The organism is Polaromonas sp. P1_A2, from assembly GCF_056406895.1.
The window spans coordinates 374866-400288 of record NZ_JBFTZI010000004.1; the positions used below are offsets into that span (position 1 = coordinate 374866).

At 66.6% G+C, this 25423-nt stretch carries 23 protein-coding genes; 8 read left to right on the forward strand and 15 right to left on the reverse strand.

Features of this window, described 5'->3' with window-relative positions:
* Window positions 1–23: 23 nt before the first annotated feature.
* Complete coding sequence (locus tag AC1D09_RS17810) at window positions 24–839, reverse strand: DUF4189 domain-containing protein (RefSeq protein WP_477662275.1); 816 nt, start codon at window positions 837–839, stop codon at window positions 24–26.
* Window positions 840–1096: 257 nt separating this feature from the next.
* A complete protein-coding gene (locus AC1D09_RS17815; RefSeq protein WP_477664873.1) occupies window positions 1097–2224 on the reverse strand; it encodes a threonine synthase in 1128 nt (375 codons plus the stop codon).
* 195 nt (window positions 2225–2419) lie between these two features.
* Here AC1D09_RS17815 and AC1D09_RS17820 point away from each other — a divergent pair, with 195 nt between their 5' ends.
* Window positions 2420–3073, forward strand: a complete 654-nt coding sequence (locus AC1D09_RS17820; protein ID WP_477701155.1) for a helix-turn-helix transcriptional regulator — start codon at window positions 2420–2422, stop codon at window positions 3071–3073.
* 218 nt (window positions 3074–3291) lie between these two features.
* On the forward strand, window positions 3292–5391 hold the full coding sequence (locus AC1D09_RS17825) for a D-(-)-3-hydroxybutyrate oligomer hydrolase (RefSeq protein WP_477664871.1): 2100 nt from the start codon (window positions 3292–3294) through the stop codon (window positions 5389–5391).
* Window positions 5392–6047: 656 nt separating this feature from the next.
* Here AC1D09_RS17825 and AC1D09_RS17830 read toward each other — a convergent pair.
* A complete protein-coding gene (locus AC1D09_RS17830; RefSeq protein WP_477664826.1) occupies window positions 6048–6446 on the reverse strand; it encodes a response regulator in 399 nt (132 codons plus the stop codon).
* A gap of 200 nt (window positions 6447–6646) precedes the next feature.
* On the reverse strand, window positions 6647–7123 hold the full coding sequence (locus tag AC1D09_RS17835; RefSeq protein WP_413326419.1) for an FKBP-type peptidyl-prolyl cis-trans isomerase: 477 nt from the start codon (window positions 7121–7123) through the stop codon (window positions 6647–6649).
* Window positions 7124–7309: 186 nt separating this feature from the next.
* Here AC1D09_RS17835 and AC1D09_RS17840 point away from each other — a divergent pair, with 186 nt between their 5' ends.
* The 3 genes from AC1D09_RS17840 (at window position 7310) to ypfH (ending at window position 9425) form a co-directional block, all read left to right on the forward strand.
* On the forward strand, window positions 7310–7777 hold the full coding sequence (locus AC1D09_RS17840; RefSeq protein WP_477664825.1) for an Rrf2 family transcriptional regulator: 468 nt from the start codon (window positions 7310–7312) through the stop codon (window positions 7775–7777).
* On the forward strand, window positions 7767–8696 hold the full coding sequence (locus AC1D09_RS17845) for an NAD(P)/FAD-dependent oxidoreductase (protein ID WP_477664824.1): 930 nt from the start codon (window positions 7767–7769) through the stop codon (window positions 8694–8696). Before AC1D09_RS17840 ends, AC1D09_RS17845 begins: the two co-directional genes overlap by 11 nt.
* Window positions 8697–8777: 81 nt before the next feature.
* The gene (gene ypfH, locus AC1D09_RS17850; RefSeq protein WP_477664823.1) at window positions 8778–9425 is read left to right on the forward strand and encodes an esterase; all 648 of its coding nucleotides are present in this window, start codon (window positions 8778–8780) and stop codon (window positions 9423–9425) included.
* Between the two features lie 3 nt (window positions 9426–9428).
* On the opposite strand, the gene AC1D09_RS17855 is transcribed toward ypfH, so the two are convergent.
* Genes AC1D09_RS17855 through AC1D09_RS17865 form a run of 3 tightly spaced genes read right to left on the reverse strand, consistent with a single transcriptional unit; the run spans window position 9429 to window position 11647 of the window.
* Complete coding sequence (locus AC1D09_RS17855) at window positions 9429–10097, reverse strand: SPOR domain-containing protein (protein ID WP_477664822.1); 669 nt, start codon at window positions 10095–10097, stop codon at window positions 9429–9431.
* On the reverse strand, window positions 10091–10972 hold the full coding sequence (locus AC1D09_RS17860; RefSeq protein ID WP_477664821.1) for a biotin--[acetyl-CoA-carboxylase] ligase: 882 nt from the start codon (window positions 10970–10972) through the stop codon (window positions 10091–10093). The genes AC1D09_RS17855 and AC1D09_RS17860 overlap by 7 nt, the downstream gene beginning before the upstream one ends.
* A gap of 60 nt (window positions 10973–11032) precedes the next feature.
* Window positions 11033–11647: an SET domain-containing protein gene (locus AC1D09_RS17865; RefSeq protein ID WP_477664827.1), complete on the reverse strand. Its 615-nt coding sequence runs from the start codon at window positions 11645–11647 to the stop codon at window positions 11033–11035.
* 174 nt (window positions 11648–11821) lie between these two features.
* On the opposite strand from AC1D09_RS17865, the gene AC1D09_RS17870 reads away from it, so the two are divergent.
* Together AC1D09_RS17870 and AC1D09_RS17875 are read left to right on the forward strand one after the other, a co-directional pair.
* A complete protein-coding gene (locus tag AC1D09_RS17870; protein WP_477664820.1) occupies window positions 11822–12343 on the forward strand; it encodes a TlpA family protein disulfide reductase in 522 nt (173 codons plus the stop codon).
* Window positions 12340–15312, forward strand: a complete 2973-nt coding sequence (locus tag AC1D09_RS17875; RefSeq protein WP_477701156.1) for a DNA topoisomerase III — start codon at window positions 12340–12342, stop codon at window positions 15310–15312. Before AC1D09_RS17870 ends, AC1D09_RS17875 begins: the two co-directional genes overlap by 4 nt.
* 152 nt (window positions 15313–15464) lie before the next feature.
* Here the strand turns inward: AC1D09_RS17875 and AC1D09_RS17880 are convergent, their stop codons facing one another.
* From AC1D09_RS17880 to AC1D09_RS17915, 8 genes are all read right to left on the reverse strand, one after another.
* Window positions 15465–16685, reverse strand: coding sequence for an MFS transporter (locus tag AC1D09_RS17880; protein WP_477662169.1), 1221 nt, complete (start codon window positions 16683–16685; stop codon window positions 15465–15467).
* Between the two features lie 89 nt (window positions 16686–16774).
* A complete protein-coding gene (locus tag AC1D09_RS17885) occupies window positions 16775–17434 on the reverse strand; it encodes an HAD family hydrolase (RefSeq protein WP_477662168.1) in 660 nt (219 codons plus the stop codon).
* A gap of 2 nt (window positions 17435–17436) precedes the next feature.
* Window positions 17437–18810: an aldehyde dehydrogenase family protein gene (locus AC1D09_RS17890; RefSeq protein ID WP_477662167.1), complete on the reverse strand. Its 1374-nt coding sequence runs from the start codon at window positions 18808–18810 to the stop codon at window positions 17437–17439.
* A complete protein-coding gene (locus AC1D09_RS17895; RefSeq protein ID WP_477662166.1) occupies window positions 18807–19607 on the reverse strand; it encodes a gamma-glutamyl-gamma-aminobutyrate hydrolase family protein in 801 nt (266 codons plus the stop codon). Before AC1D09_RS17895 ends, AC1D09_RS17890 begins: the two co-directional genes overlap by 4 nt.
* Window positions 19604–20737 (reverse strand): iron-containing alcohol dehydrogenase, encoded by a 1134-nt coding sequence (locus AC1D09_RS17900; protein ID WP_477662165.1) that lies wholly within the window; start codon window positions 20735–20737, stop codon window positions 19604–19606. The genes AC1D09_RS17895 and AC1D09_RS17900 overlap by 4 nt, the downstream gene beginning before the upstream one ends.
* Before the next feature lie 40 nt (window positions 20738–20777).
* Window positions 20778–21287 carry an N-acetyltransferase family protein gene (locus AC1D09_RS17905; RefSeq protein ID WP_477662164.1) on the reverse strand — a complete coding sequence of 170 codons (510 nt, stop codon included), beginning with the start codon at window positions 21285–21287 and terminating at the stop codon, window positions 20778–20780.
* A 21-nt stretch (window positions 21288–21308) separates the two neighbouring features.
* A complete protein-coding gene (locus AC1D09_RS17910; RefSeq protein WP_477662163.1) occupies window positions 21309–22694 on the reverse strand; it encodes a glutamine synthetase family protein in 1386 nt (461 codons plus the stop codon).
* A 19-nt stretch (window positions 22695–22713) separates the two neighbouring features.
* Window positions 22714–24204, reverse strand: a complete 1491-nt coding sequence (locus AC1D09_RS17915) for an amino acid permease (protein WP_477662162.1) — start codon at window positions 24202–24204, stop codon at window positions 22714–22716.
* Window positions 24205–24393: 189 nt separating this feature from the next.
* On the opposite strand from AC1D09_RS17915, the gene AC1D09_RS17920 reads away from it, so the two are divergent.
* Window positions 24394–25359 carry a helix-turn-helix domain-containing protein gene (locus AC1D09_RS17920; RefSeq protein ID WP_477662161.1) on the forward strand — a complete coding sequence of 322 codons (966 nt, stop codon included), beginning with the start codon at window positions 24394–24396 and terminating at the stop codon, window positions 25357–25359.
* Window positions 25360–25423: the final 64 nt, after the last annotated feature.

Here is a 25423-nt window from a genome sequence, read left to right on the forward strand (position 1 = left end):
AAACGGGGACTGTGCCTAAACGCCTACTTCCGGCTGATGACCACCGCGCCGCCCACGCCTTTGGCGTCGGAGTTATTGCCCCGCAGCAGGTTGTTGCTGCCTATGGTCAGCGTGTAGTTGTCGGCGTTGTAGACGCCTGTGCCCTGCAGGTAAACCGGGTTGCTGCCGTTGACGATCACGCTGTTGCCTTGCACGGTGATCGCCGCATCCTGCTGCACGCGTTTGGCGATGCCTTCGGTGTTGACAAAAGCCAGCACCAGCACGCCGCGGTAGCTGCCGCTGCCCGTGCTCTGGGTCACGCGCAGGCTGCCGTTGGCGGTGTAGCCGGTCGGCGAGACGTAGTCCACCAGCCATTCGCCCAGCATGGCGAAGCCGCCGGCGGCCGGTTTGCTGTTGTTGTTGTTATTGCTGTTGCTGCTGACTTGGGGGGTGGAGGCAGCCTCGACCGAGGTCTTGGTGGCATCGCAGCCCCAGGATCGCACCTTGCAGCTGGAGCCGCCTCTTTCGCGGCATTCAGACATGGCGCGGGCCTGGGCGTTGGAACTGTTGGCGGCCGTGCCCCAGCCATAGGCGTTGGAGCCCTTGGCCTGGTCGGCGGCATAGGCGCCGCATTGGCCGCCGCCAAAGCGCAGCACGACGGCGCAGTCGCTGCCGCATTCGCGCATGGCGCGCGCGTCGGCCTGGTCGGTGCTGGGGTGGTTAAAAGAGAAGCCGTATTTTTCGCCCTGCAGCGAATCGATGGCCAGCGAGCCCGCGGCCATGGCCTGGCCGCCCGCGAACAGCACAAACATGCCCAGCGCCAGCCTGGCGACGAGCGCCTTCAATCCCAAAGTCATCATGGTTCTTTCCCTCCAAGGAAATGGTGTTGTTGTCATTGCCGCGCGGGTGGGGCCCATGCCGGCGTTTGTAGTCCTTTAGTAGACAGGGAAATTATGAGGGAATTGGGGATTTGGAGGGTGGGGTTTTCACTCCTTCCCCCGCTGGGGGAAGGTTGGGATGGGGGCCGGCGGCGGGTGATGTTGCGCCGCGCCTGTTTGAAGGCCGTACTGGCCCCCACCCTACCCWCCCCCAGCGGGGGAGGGAAAGAAGAGGAACACTAGCCGCCAAACAGCTCCGTCATGAACTGCGTGGACTTGAGTCCCGTGCCGGTCAGCAGCACCACCGTGGTTTCATTGGCCTTGATCGCGCCCGAGGCCTGCAAGAGCTCCAGCGCCGCGGCGGCCGAGGAACTGGTGGGCTCGGCATACAGGCCCATGCCGGCCAGGCGGCGCACGGCCGCGGCGATCTGCTCTTCGCTCAGGGCCACGGTGCCGCCGGCCGATTCGCGAATCGCCTTGAGCAGCTCCAGCAGGCGTATGGGCCGCTTGATGGCCGTGCCTTCGGCGATCGTGGGCTTGACGGCGCGCTCCACGGGGCCGTCGCTGCCGGCCTTGAAGCTCGCGTCTATCGGCGAGCAATTGAGCGGCTGGGCCGCGAAGAGTTTGGGCAGCTTCTTGATCTGGCCCGAAGCCAGCAGCTCGCTGAAGCCGATATGGCAACCCAGCACATTGCTGCCGGCGCCCGCCGGGATGATGATGTTGTCGGGCGCCTTGAAGCCCAGGTCTTCCCAGAGTTCATAGGCGATGGACTTGGTGCCCTGCAAAAAGAAGGGATGCCAGTTGTGGCTGGCGTAGAAGATGTTGTCCGACTGGCGTATCGCCTCGTATTCGGATTCCTCGCGTGGGCCCTCGACCAGCTGCACCTCGGCGCCAAAAGCGCGTATCTGCGCGACCTTCGGTAGCGGCGTGTAGCTGGGCGCGAGGATCTTGACTTGGATGCCGGCCGCCGCGCCCGCGGCCGCAATCGCCGCACCGCCGTTGCCCGAGCTGTCTTCGAGGATGTGGGCTATGCCCAGCTGCTTGAGGAAGGACACCATCACACTGGCACCGCGGTCTTTAAAACTGCTGGTGGGGTTGAACCATTCGAGCTTGAACAGGGGTGAGAGCCCGCCCCAGGATTTTTCGACCAGGGGCGTGCAGCCTTCGCCCATGCTGGCGCGGCTGTCTATGGCCAGCGGCAGGGCGGCGCGGTAGCGCCAGAGCGAGCGCTCGCGCGTGTCGATGTCGTCACGGCTGATGCCGGGCAGGGCGCTCAGCATCAGCGGGTTGCCGGCGTCGGAGCGCCAGCGGCGGTCGCTGAGCGGGTAGTGTTTGCCGGTGCGGGGGTCTAGGTAGTGGGCTTGCATGGGGGCTTTCGGGGACTTCAGATGTTCGTCCAGATATTGGAAAATATATCCAATATTGGATAAATCGTCAAACCACTCTCTCCGCTCCCTCCCCCGCTGGGGGAGGGCGGGGGTGGGGGCCAGCGGCCTCCAAATCCACCCACTGCGATACGATGAGCAACCAGACAATTTGTCTGAATTCTGAAAACCACCGCCATGCCCAAAGCACCCGCCAAGCCCTCCCAGCCCGCCAGCAAGCCCAGCAACAAGCACCTGCTCGCCGAGCTGAAAAACATCGCCGAAGGCCTGGGCAAGACCTTTGCGCCCTTTTGCGAGGTGGTGGTGCACGACCTCACGCATCCCAAGAACGCCATCCTCGCGATTGAAAACAATTTAAGCGGCCGGCGCGTGGGCCAGCCCGCGACCGAGCTGGGCCTGGCGCGCATCCAGGACCCGGACTACCCGGCGGTGATCGCCAACTACGCCAACCAGTTCGCCGACGGCCGCAAGGTCAAGAGCACCTCGGTGGGCATACGCAATGAGGAAGGCGACTATGTGGCCGCCATCTGCCTCAATGTGGACCTGACCCTGTTCAACGGCTTCCAGGCCGCGATGGGCCAGTTCACCGCGATTGAAAGCAGCGCCGTGACCGAGACCCTGGACGCGGCAAACGCCGACCGCATCCAGCAGTGCATAGACGACTTCGCCGCCGCGCGCGCCACCACCGCGCGCTCGCTGCGGCCGGCGGACCGCAAGCAGCTGGTGCAGGACTTGAAGAAAGCCGGTTACCTGGAGATACGCCGCGGCGCGGAGATCGCGGCCGCGCACATGGGGGTGTCGCGGGCGACGGTGTATAGCGACGCGAAGTAAGGGCTCGGCGGCCGCTGGCCCCCACCCCACCCTCCCCCAGCGGGGGWGGGAGTAAGTCCCCTCTCCCCCTGGGAGAGGGTTAGGGTGAGGGCCGACGGCCGCACAAAGGCACAGAGGCAAAACCCTTACAAATGAATCCGCCAAAAGCGCGCAGCCAGGCGCGCTTGACCCGATGATGATGGTCGCGGCAGCAGCCGGACAACACCACGGAGGACGAGATGCAAAACACCATCACCACAGGCCTGGGCCTGCTCACGGCGGCCGCCTTGCTGGCCGGCTGCGGCAGCGGCGCGGGCGAACCCAAGAACACCAAGCCGGCCTTCCTGGGCCCCATCAGCGTCGGTGTGTACGACGGCGGCAACGACGACCTGCTGACCGCGGGCCTGGGGAAGACCGGCCTGGGCGGCGCGGCGCCGCAGCCGGCGGACCCTTTGAAGCCGACGCCGGCCGAGCTGCGGCGCATCGCGATTTACAACAACTACCGCGCCATCCTCGACATCTCGCCGGCCGGCGGCTACGGCACGCTCTACGGCCCGAATGTGGATGCGCGCGGCGTCGTCACCACCGGCGAGGGCAAGATCCCCGGCACCGAATACATCGCCTACTCGGACGACGGCAGCGGCCGCCACAACGTGACCATGATGGTGCAGGTACCGGCCAGCTTTAACCCGGCCAGCGCCTGCATCGTGACCGGCACCTCCAGCGGCTCGCGCGGCGTTTACGGCGCGATAGGCTCATCCGGCGAATGGGGTTTGAAGAACGGCTGCGCCGTGGCCTATACCGACAAGGGCACGGGCAGCGGCATGCACGACCTGCAGAACAACACCGTGCATTTGCAGAACGGCCTGCGCGCCGATGCGGTGGCGGCCGGCATCACCTCCAACTTCACGGCCGCCATCAGCCCGGCCGAGCGCGCGGCCTTCAACGCGGCCACGCCGAACCGCTTCGCCGTCAAGCATGCGCATTCGCAGCAGAACTCCGAAAAAGACTGGGGCCGCTTCACCTTGCAGGCGGTGGAGTTTGCCTACTATGTGCTCAACGAACGTTATGGCGCGCCGGCGCGCGACGGCGTGTCGCGCCTGCGCACGCTGACGCCGGCCAACACCATCGTGATCGCCTCCAGCGTGTCCAACGGCGCGGGCGCGGCGCTGGCCGCGGCCGAGCTCGACACGCGAGGATTGATCAGCGGTGTGGCGGTCGGCGAGCCGCAGGTGCAGCTGGTGCCCGACAGCCGGCTCAGCGTGCGGCGCGGCAACGTCACGCTGGCCGGCACCGGCCGGCCGCTGTACGACTACACCACGCTGGCCAACCTGTTGCAGCCCTGCGCCGCGCTGCTCTCGCCCGCGACCAATGTGTTTAACACCATCAACCCGGCGATTGCCGCGAACCGCTGCGCGGCGCTCAAGGCCCAGGGCCTTGTCAATGGCAACACCACTGCCGAGCAGGCGGCAGGCGCCATGGCGGTGCTGCAGGCCGCGGGCTGGCAGCCCGAAAGCAATGACCTGCAGGCCTCGCACTATTCATTTGCCACCTTGCCGGTGGCGCTGACCTATGCCAATGCCTATGGCCGTTTCGGCGTGCAGGACAACCTGTGCGGCTACAGCTTTGCCGCCACGGCGCCGGCCACCGCGCCCACGCCCAATGTGCCGGTGCCGGTGTCCCCCGCCGCGCTGGCGACGTCCTTCGGCACCGGCAACGGCGTGCCGCCCACGGCCGGCGTCAGCATCGTCAACAACCTGAGCGCGGGCGGCCCGCTGCTGGACGCGGCCTCGGTATCGGCCGGCAATGTGCAGGACTACAACAGCCAGGGCGCACTGTGCCTGCGCGCCCTGGTGGCCGGCAACAGCCCCGCAGGCTTGCGTGTGCGCGAAGGCATACAGCAGGTGCTGCGCACCGCCAACCTGCAAGGCAAGCCGGCCCTCATCGTGCACGGCCGCTCCGACACCCTGGTGCCGGTGGCGCTGACCTCACGGCCCTACTTCGGCCTCAACAAAATGGTCGAAGGCCAGGCCAGCAAGCTCTCCTACATCGAGGTCACCAACGCCCAGCACTTCGACGCCTTTTTGGGATTTCCGGGGTATGGCGCGCGCCTGGTGCCGCTGCACCGGTATTTCATTCAGGCGATGGACATGATGTACGCCCACCTCAAGACCGGCGCGCCGCTGCCGGGTAGTCAGGTTGTGCGGACTGTGCCGCGCGGGCAGACAGGCACTGTTGCGAATCCGATCACGCTGGCCAACGTACCGGCTATTCAGTTGGTGCCGGATGCTGGCAACCGGATCAGTTTTGCCAATAACGTTGTGACGGTTGCTGATTGAGGATTGGCTGCGCCGGCGGGGTTCTTGTTTGTTCCAACGGCGTGTCCATCTCTGAGAGTTGCTGGCCGGGGTTGCCCGGCGGCAACTCACTTTTCTTTGCTTCGCCAAAGAAAAGTAAGCAAAAGAAAGGCGACCCTGGTTGCTGCGTCCCTCCGCTTCGCTGCGGGCAACCTGCGGTGCTCGGTCCAGCCGGGGTCTGGCTAAACTCGCTGCGTTTCACTCCGCTCAGACAACRCCAGCCCTGATCCGTCTGGCCCTGCGCTCCTCGGCGCATCCACAAGGGGGTGGGAGAAAAATACCAATACAGAAAACCACAAGGACACGCCATGGCGTGTCCTTGTTTGTATTGATTTTTCTTTGGTATTTGTCTTCTGTCCCCGATCCCGATTGCCCCGTCCTGGCTGGGCCGAGCAGCGCAGACGGAGGAGGGATAAGGGCTGGCGTTGTCTGAGCGAAGCGCAGCGTAGCGAGTTTAGCCAGCCCCCCTCCGCAGTCGAGCAGCGCAGGTTGCCCGCAGCGCAGCGGAGGGACCCAGACTGCGGGTCGCCTTTTCTTTGGTGACTTTCTTTTGGCGAAGCAAAAGAAAGTTACTGGCCGCCGGGCCACTCCCGGCCAGCAGGAGTCAGAGGGGAGCGCCCCGCTGGAGCAAGACCCGGCTACTGCGTCGGGGGCAGAACCCCGTCCAAACTATCCGCGTGCCGCTGACAAAACCTCACCAGCTTCTCCACATCATGCGACTTGTCAAAAATCTCATCCGCCCCCAGCTCGCGGCAACGAATCATGAGGTTCTCCTGGTTGTGGCTGGTCAGCACCACGACCTTCTGGCTGGGTTTGCGGTGCTGGCAGTCCTTGAGCACGCCGAAGCCCGAACCCTCGGCGAGGAACAGGTCGACGATGGCCAGGTCCCAATCCTGGTGAGAGCCTAACCACTGTCGTGCGCCGGTCTCGGAATCGGCGTGGCCGACAAAGCGCAGCGGCGCGATTTCTTCCATGGCTTCCACCAAGGTATTGCGTATGTCCGGCTTGTCCTCGACAAGAAACGCGTTGATGACCATGGAGCCCCCGAAGTTAATCCATGAAGTTAGCCGCCATCCCGCGCCCTACCTGTCGTCGGGCTCCTTCGGGATGTGTAGGCTGAGTCCCACTTTAGGACAACGGCCGTCTTTTAGCCGTAACTACGGGTAACGCGGGCAATATTACCGGCCGCCATCCGCCGGCCGGTTGGCTGGCGGCGACCAGTGGCGATTTGTAAATATCAGTGGTGGTGGCCGTGCTCGCCGTGGACGTGGCGGTGGGCGATTTCCTCTTCGGAGGCGGCGCGCACGTCGGTCACCTTGAGGGTAAAACGCAGGGCCTTGCCGGCCAGCGGGTGGTTGCCGTCCAGCATGACGGTGTCGCCCTTGATCTTGGTGACGTTGAAGACATGCCGGCGGCCGTCTTCGCCGCGGCCTTCGAGCTGGCCGCCGACCTTGACCCCGGGCGGGAACTGCGTGCGCGGGATGGTCTGCACCAGGCTTTCGTCGCGCAGGCCAAAAGCGTCCTGCGGCTCCAGCGCCAGCACGGTCTGGAAGCCCGGCTCCTTGCCGTCCAGCGCTTCCTCGATCTTGGGCAGGGTGTTGCCGTAGCCGCCGTGCAGGTAAACCATGGGCGCGTTGCTTTGTTCAACCAGCTTGCCCTGGGCGTCCGCCACCTTGTAGCTAAGTGTGACGGCGGTGTCTTTTGCGATTTTCATGGTGTTTTTCCGGGTATCCGGGATGCATGTCCCGTGCATAAAAGCGCTGATTTTCGCCCAGCCGGCGCCGGCGGGCCGGACGGCACCGGATTCGGCGGCATTGGCCCCTGGCCGCGTGGGGCTTTGGGACGGCCCGGCCGGCGGGTGGCGGCCGCATCCCTAGAATCATGCAACATGATAAGTTACATGAAATCCAAAGGCCGGCTGTCAGCCGTCCTGCATGCCCTGCTGCACATGGCCCACCGCGGCGGGCCCATGACTTCGGAGGAACTCGCGGCCTGCCTGCGCACGCACGCGGTGGTGGTGCGGCGCACCATGGCCGGCCTGCGCGAGGCGGGTTTTGTGGTGTCCGAGCGCGGCCACGGCGGCGGCTGGGTGCTGGCGCGCGACCTGGCATCGGTCACCTTGCTTGATGTGCAGATGGCCGTCGGTGATGCCGGCGGCGTGGCGGATGGCGACGGCCCGCATGCCGACGGCTGCGTCATCGAGCAGTCGGTGCAGCGCGCGCTGGCCGGCAGCCTGCGCGAGGCCGAGGCCTTGCTGATGAAGCGCCTGGGCGAGGTCACGCTGGCCGACCTCTCGGCCGATTTCAACCGTGCCATGGCCGCCCATGCGGCGCGCCATCCCTCGCCGGAGGCCCCCCATGCTGCATGACGCCATCATTGTGGGCGGCAGCTTTGCCGGGCTGTCCGCCGCGCTGCAGCTGGCGCGCGCCAGGCGGCAGGTGCTGGTGATAGACGCGGGCCTGCCGCGCAACCGCTTTGCCGCCGAATCGCACGGCGTGCTGGGCCATGACGGCAAGCCGGGCGCGCAGGTCCTGGCCGAGGCCAGGCAGCAGCTGCAGGCCTACCCGACGGTGAAACTCTTCAGCGGCCGCGTGAGCCGCGTGGACAGCGGTGAGGCCGGTTTTGTGGTGGAAGCCGATGAGGGCATGCGCTGGTTCACCGGTCGCCGCCTGCTGCTGGCCACCGGCGTGGCCGACGTGCTGCCCGAGATACCCGGGCTGCAGGAACGCTGGGGCAAGACCGTGGTGCACTGCCCTTATTGCCATGGTTACGAGATTGGCGGTGGCGCGGTGGGCGTGCTGGGCGCCGGGCCCATGTCGGTGCACCAGGCGCTGCTGTTTGCCGACTGGGGCGAGGTGACGCTGTTCACGCAAGATGTGGTGCAGCTGTCGCCCGAAGACAGGGCCTCGCTGGCCGCGCGCAAGGTGAAGGTCGAGGCTTCGCCCATCACCGAATTGCAGGGTACCGCGCCCGCGCTGGACGGTGTGCTGCTGAAGGACGGCCGCCGGCTGCCGCTCAAGGCGCTGCTGGTGGGCGCCCAGGTGCGCATGGCCAGCCCGCTGGCCGCGGCGCTGGGCTGCGCCTTTGACGACACGCCCATGGGGCCCGTGGTGCGCATCGATGCCTGGGGCCAGACCAGCGTGGCCGGTGTCTATGCGGGCGGCGATATGGCCCGCGTGCCGCACAGCATCACTTTTGCCTGCGCGAGCGGCGTGGCGGCCGGCATAGGCCTGCATGCCTCGCTGGTGATGCAGGACGCGCACAGCGGCGAAACGGCCCCGGCATAGCGGGCTCGGCTAAAGTGGTTGAAAGCCGCCGCGAAGGCCCCAATTGCCTTTTTTCCGCCCCTTCTACTGCCCTGCCCCGCCATGAATCCCCTGGACACCGTCACCATTGAACTGCTGCCCGCCGGCGCCACACCGCGCCAGCTGTTTGTGCTGCTGCACGACGCGGGCGGCTCGGCCGCCGACATGCTGGAGCTGGGCAACCTGCTGGGCGGCGCTTTTCCCGAGGCCGCCGTGCTGATCCCCGAAGGCCTGACGGGCCCGCATGCCGATGCGGCCGGCGCCGCCGCGGCCGGGCTGGACGATGCGGTGGCCCTGGCCGCGCGCGTGGAGGCATTGGCCGCCTATCTGCGCGCGCAGCAGCAGCGCTTTGAGGTGCTGCAGTCGGACACCGCGCTGGCCGGCTTTGGCGCGGGCGCCAGCCTGGCGCTGGCGCTCAGCGATGCGCACGACGGCCTGGCGGGCCGCCTGCTGTCCTTTGGCGGCGGCTACCAGGTCTGGCCGGCCCGCGCGCCCGCGCTGACCACCCTGCATTTGCTGCACGGCCAGAACGACGAGATCGTGCCGCTGGCGCGCACACGCAGCGATTTTGACCACCTGATGGAGCTGGGCGCCGACGCGACCCTGGATGTGGCCCGCTCGCTGGGCCATGAGCTGCACCCGGCGCTGATGGACCAGGCGGTCACACGGCTGCAGACTTGTGTGCCGTTAAGGGCCTGGAAGGCAGTTTGAGATTTACTGGCAGGCCTGGAGTGGCTTGCCGGCCAGCTGCGGCTTGAGTGCTTCCAGCTTGGCCTTGAGCGCCGCGTCGGCGGCCGGCAGCTTGAGCAGCTGGCCGCGCGATTCGGGCCGCTCCAGCACCACCTTGGCGGTGCGCACGCCGCGCGTGGCCACCTTGGCCAGTTCGCGTTCGGCTTCCGCCTGGGACGTGTAATGGCCCAGTGACAGGCCGGGCCCCAGCGCGGGATTGACCAGGGCTTCAAAGGACACGCCCAGGCCGCGCAGCTCGCTGCGTTTTTTGTTGAGGGCGTCCTCGTTGCTGTACTTGCCCATGTAGACGATCCAGCGGCCCGGCTCCACGCCGCTTTCCAGCGTCCAGCTGCCTATGGGGAAGCTGCTTTCAAGGCCGGCGCGCAGCGCGCTGCTTTGTTCGGGGCTGAAGAGGCCGGCCTGCAGGCATTCGGGGGCGGGCTGCGCCGCGGGCGCGGGGCTGGGTTCGTTTTCGATCTGGCGTGCCTCGGCGCTTGTGAGCAGCCGCATGGCCTCGGGCCGAATCTGCTGGGCCAGGCGCTGCGGCTCGGCCTGGACGGCCGGGGCAAAACCGTAGTCGGCCAGCAGGCCGTGCGTCCAGGCGAAATAGCCGGCATTGGCCAGCAGCAGGGCCAGCACCAGCAGCCTCAGCATGGGCGCGCGCCTTGCGGGTTGTGGGCCGCCACGGGCCGCACGCTGACTTCGGAACTGGTGATTTCTTTCATGCCAGCCGCAGTATGCACCAGCAGCGCGCCGTTTTCGGCGGCGCCGTGGGCCGTGCCGGTGGTGCCGTCGGACAGCTGCACGGCCCGGCCCGCGAGCACGTCGCGCGCCGCGAAACGCGCCTGGAAGGGCGCAAAACCGAAGCGCTCAAAGGCCTGCACCGCCTGCACCAGCGGCGGGATGATGCGCAGCAGCGCGGCCGGCGCGTCGAGTTCGGGCAGCAGCTCCTGCAGGCCGCCGGGCGGGATGGCGGGCAGGGCTGCCGCCGATGCCGCGGGTGTGGCCGGATCCAGCGCCATGGCGCGGATATTGATGCCTATGCCTATGACCACATAACGGATGCCTTCCCAGCTCGCGGTCTCGACCAGGATGCCGGCCAGCTTGCGCTCGCCCTGGGGCGTGGACAGCCAGAGGTCGTTGGGCCATTTAAGGCCTATGCGCGGTTTGCCGCCCGGCGCCAGGGGCTCCAGGCTGTCGGCCACGCTGACGCCGGCCACCAGCGACAGGCCCGACCAGTCGGTGGGCGCCAGCGGCAGGCCCAGGGAGAAGGTCAGGCTGTCGCCGCGCCGGCTTTGCCACTGGCGGCCCAGGCGGCCGCGGCCGGCGGTTTGCTGCTCGGCCACCAACAGCAGCGGTTCGGGCCTGGGCTCCACGCCGGGGCTGCCGCGGAAGCGGCGCATGAGTTCGGTGTTGCTGGAGTCGATCTCGGGCAGCACCTCGACCGTGAAGCCCGGCAGCGAGGGCGCCAGGGCCTCCCAGAGGGCCTCGGCGGGCCAGCGTATGGGGTTGGGTGAGGGAGTGCTCATGAAAAGCTCAGGGGCCCGGGGATCCGGCCGGGGCCGACCTGGGAACCGGTGAGTACCGGCTCAGTCCTTCTTTTTCTTCTTGGGCTTTTTGTCGGCTTTCTTGTCAGCCTTCTTTTCCGACTTCTTCTTGTCGGCTTTGGCTTCGGCCTTTTTGTCGGCCTTCTTGGCGGACTTCTTCTTGCCCTTGGCTTTTTTCTTCTCGTCGTCCTTGGGCGCCAGCAAGGTGCCGCGGCAGTTCTTGGCGCCGCACCAGCAGGGGTATTCGGCCAGCAGTTTCTTGGTATAGGGCGCGTCGATGATCAGGCCGTAGTCATAGAACAGCTCTTCGCCGGCCTTGATGTTGCGCAGCGCCTTGATGAAGACCCGGCCATCGTTCTCATCGGCTTCGCAGTTGGGCTTGCAGCTGTGGTTGATCCAGCGCGAGGAATTGCCGCCGTGCTTGGCGTCAATCACATGGTCTTCGTCGATGTGGAAGTAGAAGGTGTGGTTCGGGTCCTTGGGGTCGTGCGGGTGGCGGCGCAGCGCTTCCTTCCAGTTGATGACCTCGCCCACGTATTCGATCAGGGTCTCGCCTTCGGCCAGGTCCTGCACGGCGAACACGCCCTTGCCGTGCACGCCGGAGCGCCGTGTCTGGATACGCCGGCCGTCGGCGGCGGGCGCCGGCGCGGGGGGCATGGAAGAAAGGGGCGCGATGGGCGCATTGGCCTGGTTTTTTGACACGGGATATTTTTTTGGTATGGTTAATTCATGCATGTGCGCGTGCGCGCGTATGCGTGCGCACCCGCGCGCGTACATGCGCGAGAAGCCGCTATTGTAGTGATGCATCGTGACGCACCCCTGGAGCCCCTCATGTTCAAGCGCCGAAACCTGTTGCAGACGACCGCCGCCCTTGTGGCCGGGCTGGGCCTGCCGGCGTGGGCCAAGGACGGGGAAAGCCCCCTGCCCAAGGTCGGCAGCAGCCTGGCTTTGCCGGCCGTGGCGCTGCTGGACGGCAGCGCCTGGAAGCCCGCCGATGTGGGCGGAAAGACGCTTGTGGTGTACTGGTGGGCCAGCTGGTGCCCTTTTTGCGCGGTGCAATCGCCCCATATAGAAGCGCTGTGGCGGGCCCAGAAGGCCAAGGGGCTGGAGGTGCTGGCGCTGTCCATCGACAAGCAGCCGGCCGCCGCCGCGGCCTATATGAAGGCCAAGGGCTACAGTTTCCCCGCCGGGATGCTGACGCCGGAAGTCGCCAAGCGCCTGCCCAAGCCGGCCGGACTGCCCGTGGTGGTGGTGCTCAAGGTGTCGGCGGACGGCCGTGAAGGCAAAGTCGTATTCGCGGAAAGCGGGGAAATGTTCCCCGAAGATGTAGAAGGTTTGAAGAAGTACATATGAAAACCCTGGTGATTGCAGAAAAGCCCTCGGTGGCGCAGGACATCGTCCGCGCCATCACGCCGACGGCGGGCAAGTTCGAAAAACACGATGAATATTTCGAGAGCGACGAGTGGCTGGTGACCTCGGCCGTGGGCCACCTGGTCGAGATCCAGGCGCCCGAGGAGTTCGACGTCAAGCGCGGCAAATGGAGTTTTGCCAACCTGCCGGTGATCCCGCCCTACTTTGACTTGAAGCCCATCGACAAGACCAAGACGCGGCTCAATGCCATCGTCAAGCTGGCCAAGCGCAAGGATGTGGGCGCGCTGGTCAACGCCTGCGACGCGGGCCGCGAGGGCGAGCTGATCTTCCGGCTGATCCAGCAGTACGCCAGCAGCAAGCTGCCGGTCAAGCGCCTGTGGCTGCAGTCCATGACGCCGGCCGCGATACGCGAGGGCTTTGACAGCCTGCGCAGCGAAAAGCAGATGCAGGGCCTGGCCGACGCCGCGCGGTCCCGCTCGGAGGCCGACTGGATGGTCGGCATCAACGGCACGCGCGCGATGACGGCTTTCAACTCGCGCGACGGCGGTTTCTTCTTGACCACCGTGGGCCGCGTGCAGACGCCGACGCTGTCGGTGGTGGTCGAGCGCGAGGAAAAAATCCGCAAGTTCGTGAGCCGCGACTACTGGGAAATCCACGCGACCTTCCTGGCCGAGGCCGGCGAATACCCGGCCAAGTGGTTTGACCCCAAGTGGAAAAAGGCCGCGGCCAATGCCGCCAACGGCGAGGGTGCGGAGCCCGACCCCGAACTGAAGGCCGACCGTGTCTGGTCCGAGCGCGAGGCGATGGCCATTGCCGAGGCCGTGCGCGGCAAGGCCGCCACGGTGACGGAAGAAAGCAAGCCCACCACGCAGGCGGCCGGCCTGCTGTTCGATTTGACCTCCTTGCAGCGCGAGGCCAACGGCAAGTTCGGCTTCTCGGCCAAGACCACGCTGGCGATCGCGCAAAGCCTGTACGAACGCCACAAGGCGCTGACCTACCCGCGTACCGATTCGCGCGCGCTGCCCGAAGACTACCTGCCGGTGGTCAAGCAGACCTTTGAAATGCTGGCCGACAGCGGCATGAAACACCTGGCGCCGCATGCGGCGACGGCACTCAAGGGCGGCTACATCAAGCCCAGCAAGCGCATCTTCGACAACGCCAAGGTCAGCGACCACTTCGCCATCATCCCCACGCTGCAGGCGCCCAGCGGCCTGAGCGAAGCCGAGCAGAAACTGTATGACCTGGTGGTGCGCCGCTTCATGGCGGTGTTCTTCCCGAGCGCCGAATACCTGGTGACCACGCGTATCTCGCAGGCCGTGGGCCACAGCTTCAAGACCGAGGGCAAGGTGCTGGTCAAGCCGGGCTGGCTCGCGATTTACGGCAAGGAAGCCGCCGACGAGGTGGCCGACGCCAAGGACGGCGACAAGGGCCAGAGCCTGGTACCGGTCAAGCCCGGCGAGATGGTGCGCGCCGAGGTGGTCGAGGCCAAGGGCCTGAAGACCCGGCCGCCCGCCCGCTATTCGGAAGCCACCCTGCTGGGCGCCATGGAAGGCGCCGGCAAGACGATTGACGACGACGAGCTGCGCGAAGCCATGCAGGAAAAAGGCCTGGGCACACCGGCCACGCGCGCCGCCACGATTGAAGGCCTGATCGCCGAGAAATACATGCTGCGCGAAGGCCGCGAGCTGATCCCCACGGCCAAGGCCTTCCAGCTCATGACCTTGTTGCGCGGCCTGGGCGTGGAGGAACTCTCCAAGGCCGAGCTGACCGGCGAGTGGGAACACAAGCTCGCGCAGATGGAGCACGGCAAGCTGAGCCGCGAAACATTCATGGCCGAGATCGCCGCCATGACGGAAAACCTGGTCAACAAGGCCAAGGGCTACGACAAGGACACGATTCCCGGCGACTACGCCACGCTGTCCGCGCCCTGCCCCAACTGCGGCGGCGTCATGAAGGAAAACTACCGGCGCTACACCTGCACCGGCAAGAACGGCGACGACGGCTGCGGCTTCAGTTTCGGCAAGACGCCGGCCGGCCGCACCTTCGAGGTGGCCGAGGTCGAGCAATTCCTGCGCGACAGAAAAATCGGCCCGCTGGACGGCTTCCGTTCCAAGGCCGGCTGGCCTTTCACCGCCGAGATGGTGATCAAGTTCGACGAAGAGACGAAGAACTACAAACTCGAGTTTGATTTCGGCGACGACAAGAACGCCGAGACCGGCGAGATCGTCGACTTCGCCGGCCAGCAGTCGCTGGGCCCCTGCCCGCGCTGCGCCTCGCGCGTGTTCGAGCTCGGCAAGAACTATGTCTGCGAAAAATCGGTGCCCACACTTGAGCAGCCGACACCCAGCTGCACCTTCAAGACCGGCCAGGTGATCCTGCAGCAGCCGATTGAGCGCGAGCAGATGCACAAGCTGCTGGAAACCGGCAAGACCGACCTGCTCGACAAGTTTGTCTCTATGCGCACGCGCCGGCCCTTCAAGGCCATGCTGGCCTGGGACAAGGAGGCCGACAAGGTGAACTTTGAGTTCGCGCCCTCCAAGTTCCCGCCGCGCAAGCCGGCGGCCGCCAAGACCGGCACGGTGAAAACGCCTTTCGGCAAGACCGTTGCGGCCAAGGCCGCAAAAACGGAAAAGGCGCCAGCCGCGAAGAAGGTCGCCGCCAAGAAAACACCGGCCGCCAAAACCGCCAAGCCCAAGGCGCCGCGTGTCGCCAAGCCGGGCGCCGGCCTCAAGCCCAGTGATGCGCTGGCCGCGGTGATAGGGGCCGAGCCGGTGGCGCGTACCCAGGTCATCAAAAAGCTCTGGGACTACATCAAGGCCGAGGGCCTGCAGGATGCGGCCAACAAGCGCGCCATCAATGCCGACGCCAAGCTGCTGCCGGTGTTCGGCAAGCCGCAGGTCACGATGTTTGAATTGGCCGGCATTGTCGGCAAACACCTGACGGCGGAATAAGAAACTCCCGGTCCTTACTCCCTCCCCCGCTGGGGGAGGGCAGGGGTGGGGGCTAGCGGCGGTTGAGCAAGCGTTTTTGCCACAGCCGCAAGGCCCCCATCCCCGCCTTCCCCCAGCGGGGGAAGGAGCAAGATAAACCGCTCCTAGCGTACTCAGGCCACAGGCTCGGGCAGCTGCCGCAGCGCGTGCAGCTGCGACGCAAAAATCACCGCCGCCTGCAGTGCAAAGCCGGCCAGCGCCAGCCACAGGCAGGCGGCTTCGCCCATGGACGCACCCACCACGCCGCCCAGCGCCGCGCCCAGGGGGCGCGAACCGGCATTGACGGCCAGGAACACGGCCGAGACCCGGCCCAGCATGGCGTGCGGCGTGACGCTCTGGCGCAAGGTGGTGGAGGTGATGGTCCAGACAATGGGCCCGACGCCGAACAGGAAAAACGCCGTGCCCGCCAGCACGCCGCTGGGAGCAAACAGCGTGGCCGCCATGGCCGCGGCGGCCAGCACCGAGACGGCCGGGCCCAGCTGGATGGCGCGGCCAAAAGGCATGGCCGCCACCACGCGCGGCGACAGCAGCGCGCCTACGACCATTCCCGCCCCATAAGCGCCCAGTGTGATGCCCACGCCCTGCGCCGTCAGGCCCAGCACGCGCACCGCGTAGGGCACGTAGGCGGCCTGCAGCACAAACCAGGAGATGTTCCAGACCGTGCCGGCGATCACCATGGGCCGCAAATAGGTCTGGCGCCAGACAAACTGCGCGCCGTCGCGGATCTCGAGCAGCGCGTGGCGCCTCGCGGTGGGTGCGCGCGCCGGTTCGGCCAGCAGCAGCAGCAGGGCCACGGCCGCGCCGGACAGCAGGGTCGCCAGTACAAAGGCCGAGGACGCGCCGGCCCAGGCGACCAGCGCCCCGGCCAGCGCCGGCCCGGCCGCGAAAGCCATGCTGCGCGCCAGTTCCAGCCGGCCGTTGGCGCGCGCCAGCAGCGTGCGCGGCACGATGGCGGGCACCAGGGCCGGCGCCGCCACACTAAAGCAGACGGTGCCCACCGCGCCTATAAAACCCAACAAGGCCAGCCCCGCGATGGACAGCCGGCCCGTCAGCACCATGGCCAGCAGTGCCACCAGGGACAGCGCGCGCAGGCTCTCGGCCGCCACCATCAGGCGGCAACGCGAGACACGGTCGGCCAGCAGGCCCAGGGGAATGGCCAGCAGCAAAAAGGGCAGGGTCTGCAGCGCCGCGAGCAGGCCGATTTCGCCGGGCCCCGCGCCCAGCATCAGCACCGCGACCAGCGGCACTGCCGCCAGGCTCAGCTGTTCGGCCGATTGGGCCGCGAGGTTGGACCAGGCCAGGCGCTGGAAGGAAAGAGGAAGTGGAGGGTGCATAGGGGCAAGCCGGATGAGGCTGCCATTCTGCCCGCGATGGCCCGGCCTTGCTGGCCGTTAACGGACGCGCGATGGGCCCGGCGCCGCGCTCAATGCAGCTGCAATGCCGGCCAGCCGCGCTCGCCGCCAATCGCGGCCAGCGTTGCGTCGGCATTCACCATGACCGGGTGCTTGACGGCTTCCAGCAGCGGCAGGTCGTTGATGGAGTCGCTGTAGGCCGTGCTTTTGCAGTCCTTGAAGCGCAGGCCGCGCGCCGTGAGCCAGGCGTGCAGGCGTTCGACCTTGCCCTCGCGCATATTGAGCACGCCGGTGGTGCTGCCGGTGAACAGGTCGCCGCGCATCTCGGGTTCGGTGGCGATCAGGTGCTCGATGTCGAAGTAGATCGCCGTGAGTTCGGTGATGAAGCGGTTGGTGGCCGTGGTCATGACCACCAGGTCGCCCGCCTCCAGGTGTTTGTCGACCAGCGCGACGGCGGCCGGCGTGATGCGCGGCACTATCCAGTCGGCCAGGAATTCCTGGCGCAGCGGCTCCCACTGCTGCACGGTGCGGCCGGCCAGCGTGCCCACATAAAAATCGGCGAACTCTTTCAGCCCGACGGTGCCGGCCTTGTAGCGCGCCGCCATGTCGGCATTGCGCGCCGTGAACTCGGTGCGGCCCAGCAAGCCCTTCTCGACCAGGAAATCGCACCACAGCACATCGCTGTCACCGTTGAGCACGGTGTGGTCCAGGTCGAAGAGGGTCAGCCTCATGGTCAAGGTTGGCGCAAATGCCAGGCTTTGGGGCGTGTGAAGGTCTGTATGCCGTAGGTGGAAAGCGTCAGGCCCACGCCCGAATCGCCATAACCGCTCCAGGGCAGGCGCGGGCTCACGCGGTCGCAGCAGTTCCAGTAGACGCTGCCGGCATGGACCTGGGCCAGCAGGGCCTTGGCGCGCGCCTCGTCGGGCGTGAAGACGCCGGCCGTCAGGCCGTAGCGCGTGTCGTTCATGAGCTTGATGGCTTCGGCATCGCCCGAGACCTTCTGGATGCCGATCAGGGGACCGAAGCTTTCCTCGCGCATCAGCTCCATGCTGTGGTTGACGTTGCTGAACACCGTGGGTTCGTACCAGTTGCCGGGGCCGGCCCCGCGCTTGCCGCCGGCCAGCAGGGTGGCGCCCTTGGCCTTGGCGTCGGCCACCTGGGCGTCCAGCACGGCCAGCTGCGGCGCGCGCGTGATCGCGCCTATGTAAGTGTCTTCGCTCATGGGGTCGCCGGTCTTGAAGGTTTTTACCGTTTCCAGGAAGGCGGCGACAAAGGCGTCGTAAATTTTTTCGTGCACATAGATGCGCTCGACCGAGCAGCAGCTCTGGCCGGTGTTGTACATCGCGCCGTCGGCCAGCGATTCGGCCGCGTTCTTGACGTTGGCGTCTTCGCTGACATAGGTCGGGTCCTTGCCGCCCAGCTCGAGCTGCAGCTTCACCAGGCGCGGGCCCAGCGCCTGCGCGATTTTGGCGCCGGTGGCGTGCGAGCCGGTGAAAAACAGGCCGTCGATCTTTTGCTCCATCAACGCCGCGCCCACCGCGCCGCCGCCTATCAGCGGGATGAACACGTCCTGCGGCACGCCGGCCGCATGCAGCAGGCGCGCCATGGCCAGGCCCGACATTGCGGCGTATTCCGAGGGTTTGTAGAGCACCGCGTTGCCCGTGAGCAGCGCGGGGATGAAGACATTGCCGCCCACAAACCAGGGGTAGTTCCAGGCCGAGATGTTGGCGACCACGCCCAGCGGCGTGTGCTCGATCTGCTCGGTCATGCCGCCCTCGTTGAACACGGTTTGTGTGCCGGTGGCACCGCCCACTTCCGCGAGGAAGAAATCGATGCGCCCCAGCAGGCCGTTCAATTCGTTGCGCGACATCTTGAGCGGCTTGCCGGTCTCGCGCGTCATGACGGCGGCCAGCGCGTCGAGCTCGGCGACGATGCCGGCGCGAAAGCGCGTGATGCAGGCCTTGCGTTCGGCCATGGGCACGGCCGCCCAGGCGGGTTGCGCCGCGCGGGCGCGCCTGGCCTTGGCGGCGACGGAGTCCGCGTCGTCGGCGGGCAATTCGGCGATCTGCGCGCCGGTGGCGGGGTTGTGGACGGCGAGTGTATTCATGCTTGTTTTGCCTTGTGTTTGGCGGCGGCCACGGCCGTGAGGAAGTCGTCGAGCACGGCGGCGTCGTCAATCGTGTCGGAGCCGGGTTTGTGGAATTCGGGGTGCCACTGGGTGGCGGCGATATAGCTCTTGCTCTTGTCCTTGCGGCGTATGGCTTCGACGATGCCGTCGTCCACGCTGAAGGCCTCGGCCTCGAACTCGGGCGACAGGTCCTTGATGCCCTGGTGGTGGATGCTGTTGACGCGCACGCGCTCCACGCCGGGGTACAGCGCCGACAGCCTGGAGCCCTGGACGATGTTGACGCTGTGGAAGTTCAGGTCGTAGGTCGCGGCGTCGCGGTGCACAAAAGACTCGGGCACCTGGGTGTTGATGTCCTGGTAGAGCGTGCCGCCGAAGGCGACGTTGAGCAGCTGCAGGCCGCGGCAGACGCCGAAGACCGGCTTGCCGGCTTTTTCGAACGCGGCCACCAGGGCCTTGTCGTATTCGTCGCGGATGCGGTCGCCCGACCATTTTTCGTCCAGCGGCTCCTCGCCGTAGCTGCCGGGCCAGACGTCGGCGCCGCCATGCAGCACCAGGCCGTCCAGCCACTGCGCATAGTGTTCATAGGTCACGTCGCCGCGCTGCGTGCTGCCCGTGGGGCAGGGCACCATGACCACCATGGCGCCCGAGGACATGACCCAGTGCGCGATGGATTGCTCGACGTATTGCAGCGTCTTGCCGGTGAAGAAGGAGCGCGTCGGGTCGGCGTGCGAGAAGCAGGCCGACAAACCGATCTTCAAGCGGCTGGCGGCGATCACAGGGCTGCCTCGAATAAACGCTGGAAGTCCTCGGCCTTGCAAGGCCGCGGGTTGGTCTGGTGGCAGATATCGGCCGTGGCGATCTCGACCAGGCGCGGCAGCTGTTCGCGCTTGACGCCATGGGCCGACAGCGGGCCGGTGATGCCCACGCTTTCTTTCAGCTGCTTGAGCCAGGGCACCAGGGCCTTGCCGCCGCCGGCCACGCCGCAGACATGGGCCAGCTCGTCGAACTTGGCGGGCGCCGACTCGTAGTTCCAGGCCAGCACGGTGTCGATCATCAGCGCATTGGCCAGGCCGTGGTGCAGGTCGCAGACGGCGCCCAGCGCGTGCGCGCAGGAGTGCACCGCGCCCAGGTCTTTCTGGAAGGCGATGGCGCCCATCATGGAGGCCATCATCATGTCGCTGCGCGCCTGCAGGTTGGACGGCTCCTTGACGGCCTTGAGCAGGGCATGGGCCGCAATGCGCGTGCCCTCGAGCGCGATGCCGTCGCACAGCGGGTGGTAGGCCGGCGAGAGGTAGCTCTCGATGTTGTGGGTCAGCGCGTCCATGCCGGTGGCAGCCGTCACATGGGGCGGCAGGCCCAGCGTGAGTTCCGGGTCGGCGAACACCACCTTGGCCAGGATCTTGGGGCTGAAGACCACGCGTTTGAGGTGCGTGTCGTTTTCGCTCACCACCGAGGAGCGGCCGACCTCGGAGCCCGTGCCCGAGGTGGTGGGCAGGGCCACGAAGTAGGGCAGCTCGTTGACGATGGGACGCACCTGGGGGTGGTCCCAGACGTATTCGAGGATGTCGCCCTCGTGGGTGGCGGCAATGCCCACCACCTTGGCCACGTCCAGCGCCGCGCCGCCGCCGAAGCCGATCACGCAGTCGGCCTTGTGGGCCTTGTAGGCCGCGGCACCGTCCATGACCTGGCTGCAGGTCGGGTTGCCGAACACGCCCGAGAACACGGCCACGTCCAGCCCGCCCAGGTGGGTCTTGAACTCGGCCAGCACCGGCAGCGCGGCCAGCGCCTTGTCGGTCACGATCAGCGGGCGCTTGCAGCCGGCGGCCAGCAGGGTTTCGGCGACCTGCTTGCGCGCGCCGGCGCCGAAACGGATGGCGGTAGGGAAGGAGAAGTTGGTGGTGCTCATGGGGTGTCTTCTTTGGAAGGGCTGTAAGGGTCAGATGGGGTCAGGTGGCGGAAGGCAGTTGCAGGACCATATGCTGTTTGCCGAACGGTACGCCGTTCACGCGTATGGCGTCGGGTTCTATGCCGAAGGGCGCGAAGCCGGCGCGGGCATAGAGGGCCGCGGCCTGCTTGTTGCCCTCGGTCACGGTCAGCACCAGCAGCTCCACGCCTGCGGCCTTGGCGGCCTGCACCACGGTGTTGACCAGGGCCAGGCCCAGGCCCTGGCCGCTGTACTCGGGCGCGACGTACATCGCGACCAGGGTGGCCTTGTGGCGGTTTTTCAGGCGCGTCTCGCGCGTCATGCCGACCACCCCGGCCAGCGTGCCGCCCACAAAAGCGCCCCACATGATGGTGTCCGAGGCGGGCGACAGCCGCTTTTCGGTGTCGGCCGGCGGGCGGATGTTTTCTTCCTCGAAGCTGGAGGTGAAGGCGTCGGGGTGCTCGCGCAGACCACGCAGGCGCAACTCCCGGTACACCGGTGCGTCGGAGACTTCAAGGCGGCGAATCTGCATCAGGGGGTTCGGATGGTTCAATCAGATGATCTCGAAATAGCGTTTCATTTCCCAGTCGGTCACGGCGTCCAGCCATTGCCGCCATTCCCACTCGCGCGTGGCCGCGAAGTGATCCACGAAAGTATCGCCCAACCAGTCGCGCGCGATGGCCGATTTCTGGAAAATCCGCGTGGTTTCTATCAGGGTGCGCGGCGCGCGCGGGATGTGCTCGGCCCCGGCATTGGTGCCGGTGATGGGCGCGCCCAGCTTCAGGCCTTTTTCGACGCCGTGCAGGCCGGCCGCGATCACCGCCGCCATGGCCAGGTAGGGGTTCACGTCGGCGCCCGGGCAGCGGGTCTCCAGCCGGGTGGCCTTGGGGCTGCCGGCGATCACACGAAAGCTCGCGGTGCGGTTGTCCATACCCCAGGTCGGTTTCACCGGCGCCCAGAAACCGTCGACCAGGCGCTTGTAGCTGTTGATGGTGGGCCAGATCATGGGGCCGAACTCCATCATGCAGGCGACCTGGCCGGCGATGTAGCTCTCGAACAGCTTGCTCATCTTGCGCGGGTTCTTCGCGTCGTAGAACAGGTTGTTCTTGCCGTCGGACAGGCTTTGGTGGATGTGGCCGCTGCAGCCCGGCAGCTGCTGGTGGGGCTTGGCCATGAAGCTGGGCATGATGCCGAAGCGCGAACCAATTTCCTTGGTGCCGGTCTTGAACAGGATGGCGCGGTCGGCCTGCTCCAGCGCTTCGCTGAAGGCGATGGCGACTTCGTAGACGCCGGGGCCGGTCTCGGTGTGCAGGCCCTCGATGGGGATGCCGAAGGCCAGCATCTCGTCCATGATGGCGTTGAAAAAGCCCTGGTTCTGGTTCATGCGCAGCAGCGAATAGCCGAACATGCCGGGCGTGAGTTTTTCGGCGCCCACGCCGTTTTTGGCGGCCCAGCTGTGGGGCGTCTCCAGGAAGTTGAACCACTCGAACTCCATGCCCGTCATGGGCATGAAACCCATTTTTTCGGCGCGCTTCAGGACACGCTTGAGCGTCTGGCGCGGGCAGACGGCATGCGGCGAGCCGTCGGCGTTGACGAACTCGCCGAGCACAAAAGGCACTTTGTTGTCCCAGGGCACGTGGCGCAGGGTGGCCAGGTCCAGCCGGGCCAGCGCATCGGGAAAGCCGTGCTGCCAGCCGGTCACCGTGGTGTTGTCGTAGCAGCTGTCCATCATGTCCCAGCCCATGACCACGTCGCAAAAGCCGAAGCCGCCGGCGGGATAAGGCTCGGCCGCGCCCAGGAATTTGTCCCTGTGCAGGTATTTGCCGCGCAGCACGCCGTCGATGTCGCTGACGGCGACCTTCATCTTGTTGGCGCCCGACTTGCGCAGGGAGTCCAGCACGCCGCGGGATGCGGAAGGGGTGGGAGCTTTTTTGGCCATGGTGTGTGCGCCTTATGGTTCAGGTAGAGGCGGCAGCCCGGCCTTTTTCGGCCAGGCTGATCGCGAATTCTTCTTCGGGCGAGAGGATCAGGCGGTGCCGGCCGGCCACGGCAAAGTAGCTCACGCCGATGGCGAACCACAGCGCGACCCAGAGCACGCCGACCCTGTAGACCGGGTCGCTGAGCTGGAAGTAAATGGTGACCAATGCGATCAGCAGGGTCAGCACGGCGCCTGTCACGCCCAGCGGGCTGCGGTAGGGGCGCTCCATGTGCGGCAGCTTGCTGCGCAGCCGTATGAAGGACAGCGCCTGCATCACATAGGAAAACATGGCGCCGAACACCGCCATGTTGAGCAGCGTGCCGCCAATCACGGCCGAGCCCTTGTCCACGCCCAGCGTGAACCACAGCACAAACATCACCACCAGCGCGACCACCGAGCCGACGACCATGGCGATGTGCGGCGTCTTGCGGCTGCCGTGGGTGACCGACAGCGCCGAGGGGAAATAACCAGCCCGGCTCAGCGAATAGATCTGCCGGCCCTTGGCGAAGATGATGGTGTGGAAACTCGCCACCAGGCCCAGCACTGCGACCAGCGCCAGCACCTTGGCGATGCCGCCGCCGTAGATGGCCTTGAAGCCGTCCAGCAGCGGCTCGGCCGAGGTGCTGAGCGCGTGCGAGCCTATGCCCGCGACCGAGGGGTTGAGCCACAGGATCATGAAGGCCGAGAGGATCAGCGTGAAGATGCCGGCGATGATGCCGCGCGGCATGTCGCGGCGCGGGTCCACCGACTCCTCGGCCGCCAGCGGCAGCTGCTCGATGGCCAGGAACAGCCACACGGCGAAGGGCAGGGCCGCGAGCACGCCGCCCAGGCCCAGCGGCAGGAAGGGGCCGCGGCCCTCGGGCAGCGCAACGCCGCCGGCGCCCACGTTCATGGCCCAGCGCGCGAAGTCTATGCGCGGGAAAGCGCTGACCCAGAAGGCCACCAGGCAGGCCAGTGCCAGCAGCGTGACGGCCAGCGTGATCTTGAAGGACAGCTCGACGCCGACGATGTTCAGGCCTATGAAGACGACGTAAAAGCCTATCCACCACAGCGGCTGCCAGGCCGGCGGGGTGCCGAAGATGCTGCCCATGTAGCTGCCGATGAAAAACACGATGACGGCCGGCGTCAGCACGTATTCCACGTTCTCGGCCAGGCCGGTCAGGAAACCGCCCCAGGGCCCCATGGCGGTGCGGGCGAAAGAGTAGGCACCGCCGGTGTGCGGCAGCGCGGGCGACATTTCGGCCAGCGAAAAGGTCAGCCCCAGGTACATCACCGAAATGATGATGGTGGCCAGCAGCATGCTGCCCCAGCCGTTGGCCAGGCCCAGGTTCCAGCCCGCGAAGTGGCCGGAGATCACGGCCCCCACCCCCAGGGCCCAGAGCGACCAGACGCCGGCATAGCGGCGCAGTCCCCTCTTTTCAAAGTAGCTGCCGTCGACTTTCGCGTACTGGACGCCGGAACGTTCTGACATGGTGGCTCCCTAAAGATGGCTGGATGGGCGGCCCGGTGGGGCCGACTTGCATCCTAGGGCGGGGGTGGGCGCGCTGAAATCCCATTTCGGCAAATGATGCGCAAGAGATGCCAGCGAAGTGAGCGCAAGTAAGTCGAACTGTTTCAAAGCGTAGCTTGCATGCGGCACGAATCCTGCAAGAATGCGGCGATGGCACATCCTTCCGATACCGCCGAGCCGGCCCCACCGGCCCTGCTGTCCCGCGCGTCGTTTGCCGATGCGGACGAGCAGGCGGCAGCGCTCACGGGCTGGAATCAGAGCTACCTCCAGCTCTCGCGCGGCGCCTTTGGCGGCGAGGTGCGGCAGCTGGAATTCGCGGGCCTGCGGCTCTTTGTGGAAAGCCTGCGGGAGTCGGTGTACCAGACAGGCCAGATCCGTGACGGTGCACTGGCCCTGGGCCTGCCGCTGCAGGTCCAGGGGCCCAGTGTGTTTTGTGGTGCGCCCAGCGATGCTGACGCGTTGCATGTATTTTCGGGTGCGTCGGGTTTTGAGTTCCGCTCGTCCCGACGCCATGTGATGCTGGGGCTGGAGCTTGATGAGGCCGCCTGGCGCCGCTGCGGCGAGCATGACCCGGCGCTGCAGGCCCGGCTGGGCGCGCAGGCCGGCTTGCGCCGGCTGGACGGCGCGGCGCAGGCGGGGCTCAGGCAGTGCCTGGTTGGGGTGCTGGATACGGTGGAGGCGGCCCCTGCGCTGCTGCGCTCCCCTGCCGTGCAAGCCGCCATGCTCGACAGCGTGGTGGAGCAGCTCGGCCGCGTTCTTGCGCCGACGGGCGGCGTCGATTCGGTGGGCATCCACGGGCATTGGACGCTGACGCGCCGCGCCCGCGAGCTGGTGCATGCGCAGCTCGACCAGCCGCCCACTGTCCTGGCACTGTGCGAGCAGCTCGGCGTGAGCCGGCGAACCCTGCAGAACGGCTTTCAGACGGCACTGGGCATCAGCCCGCTGGCTTATCTGCGCGCCGTGCGCCTGAACGCCGCCAGGCAGGCGCTGAAGACCGCTACGTCGGTGACGGCGGCTGCAACGCACCTGGGGTTTTGGCATTTTGGTCATTTCGCGCACGACTACCAGCAAATGTTTGGCGAGCTTCCTTCTGAAGCATTTCGCCGAAACCATTAACGCCCCCACGCTCCCCACTTCGTGTGGTTCGCTGCCCCCCGAGGGGGCCGCCCGCCTGTGGCCC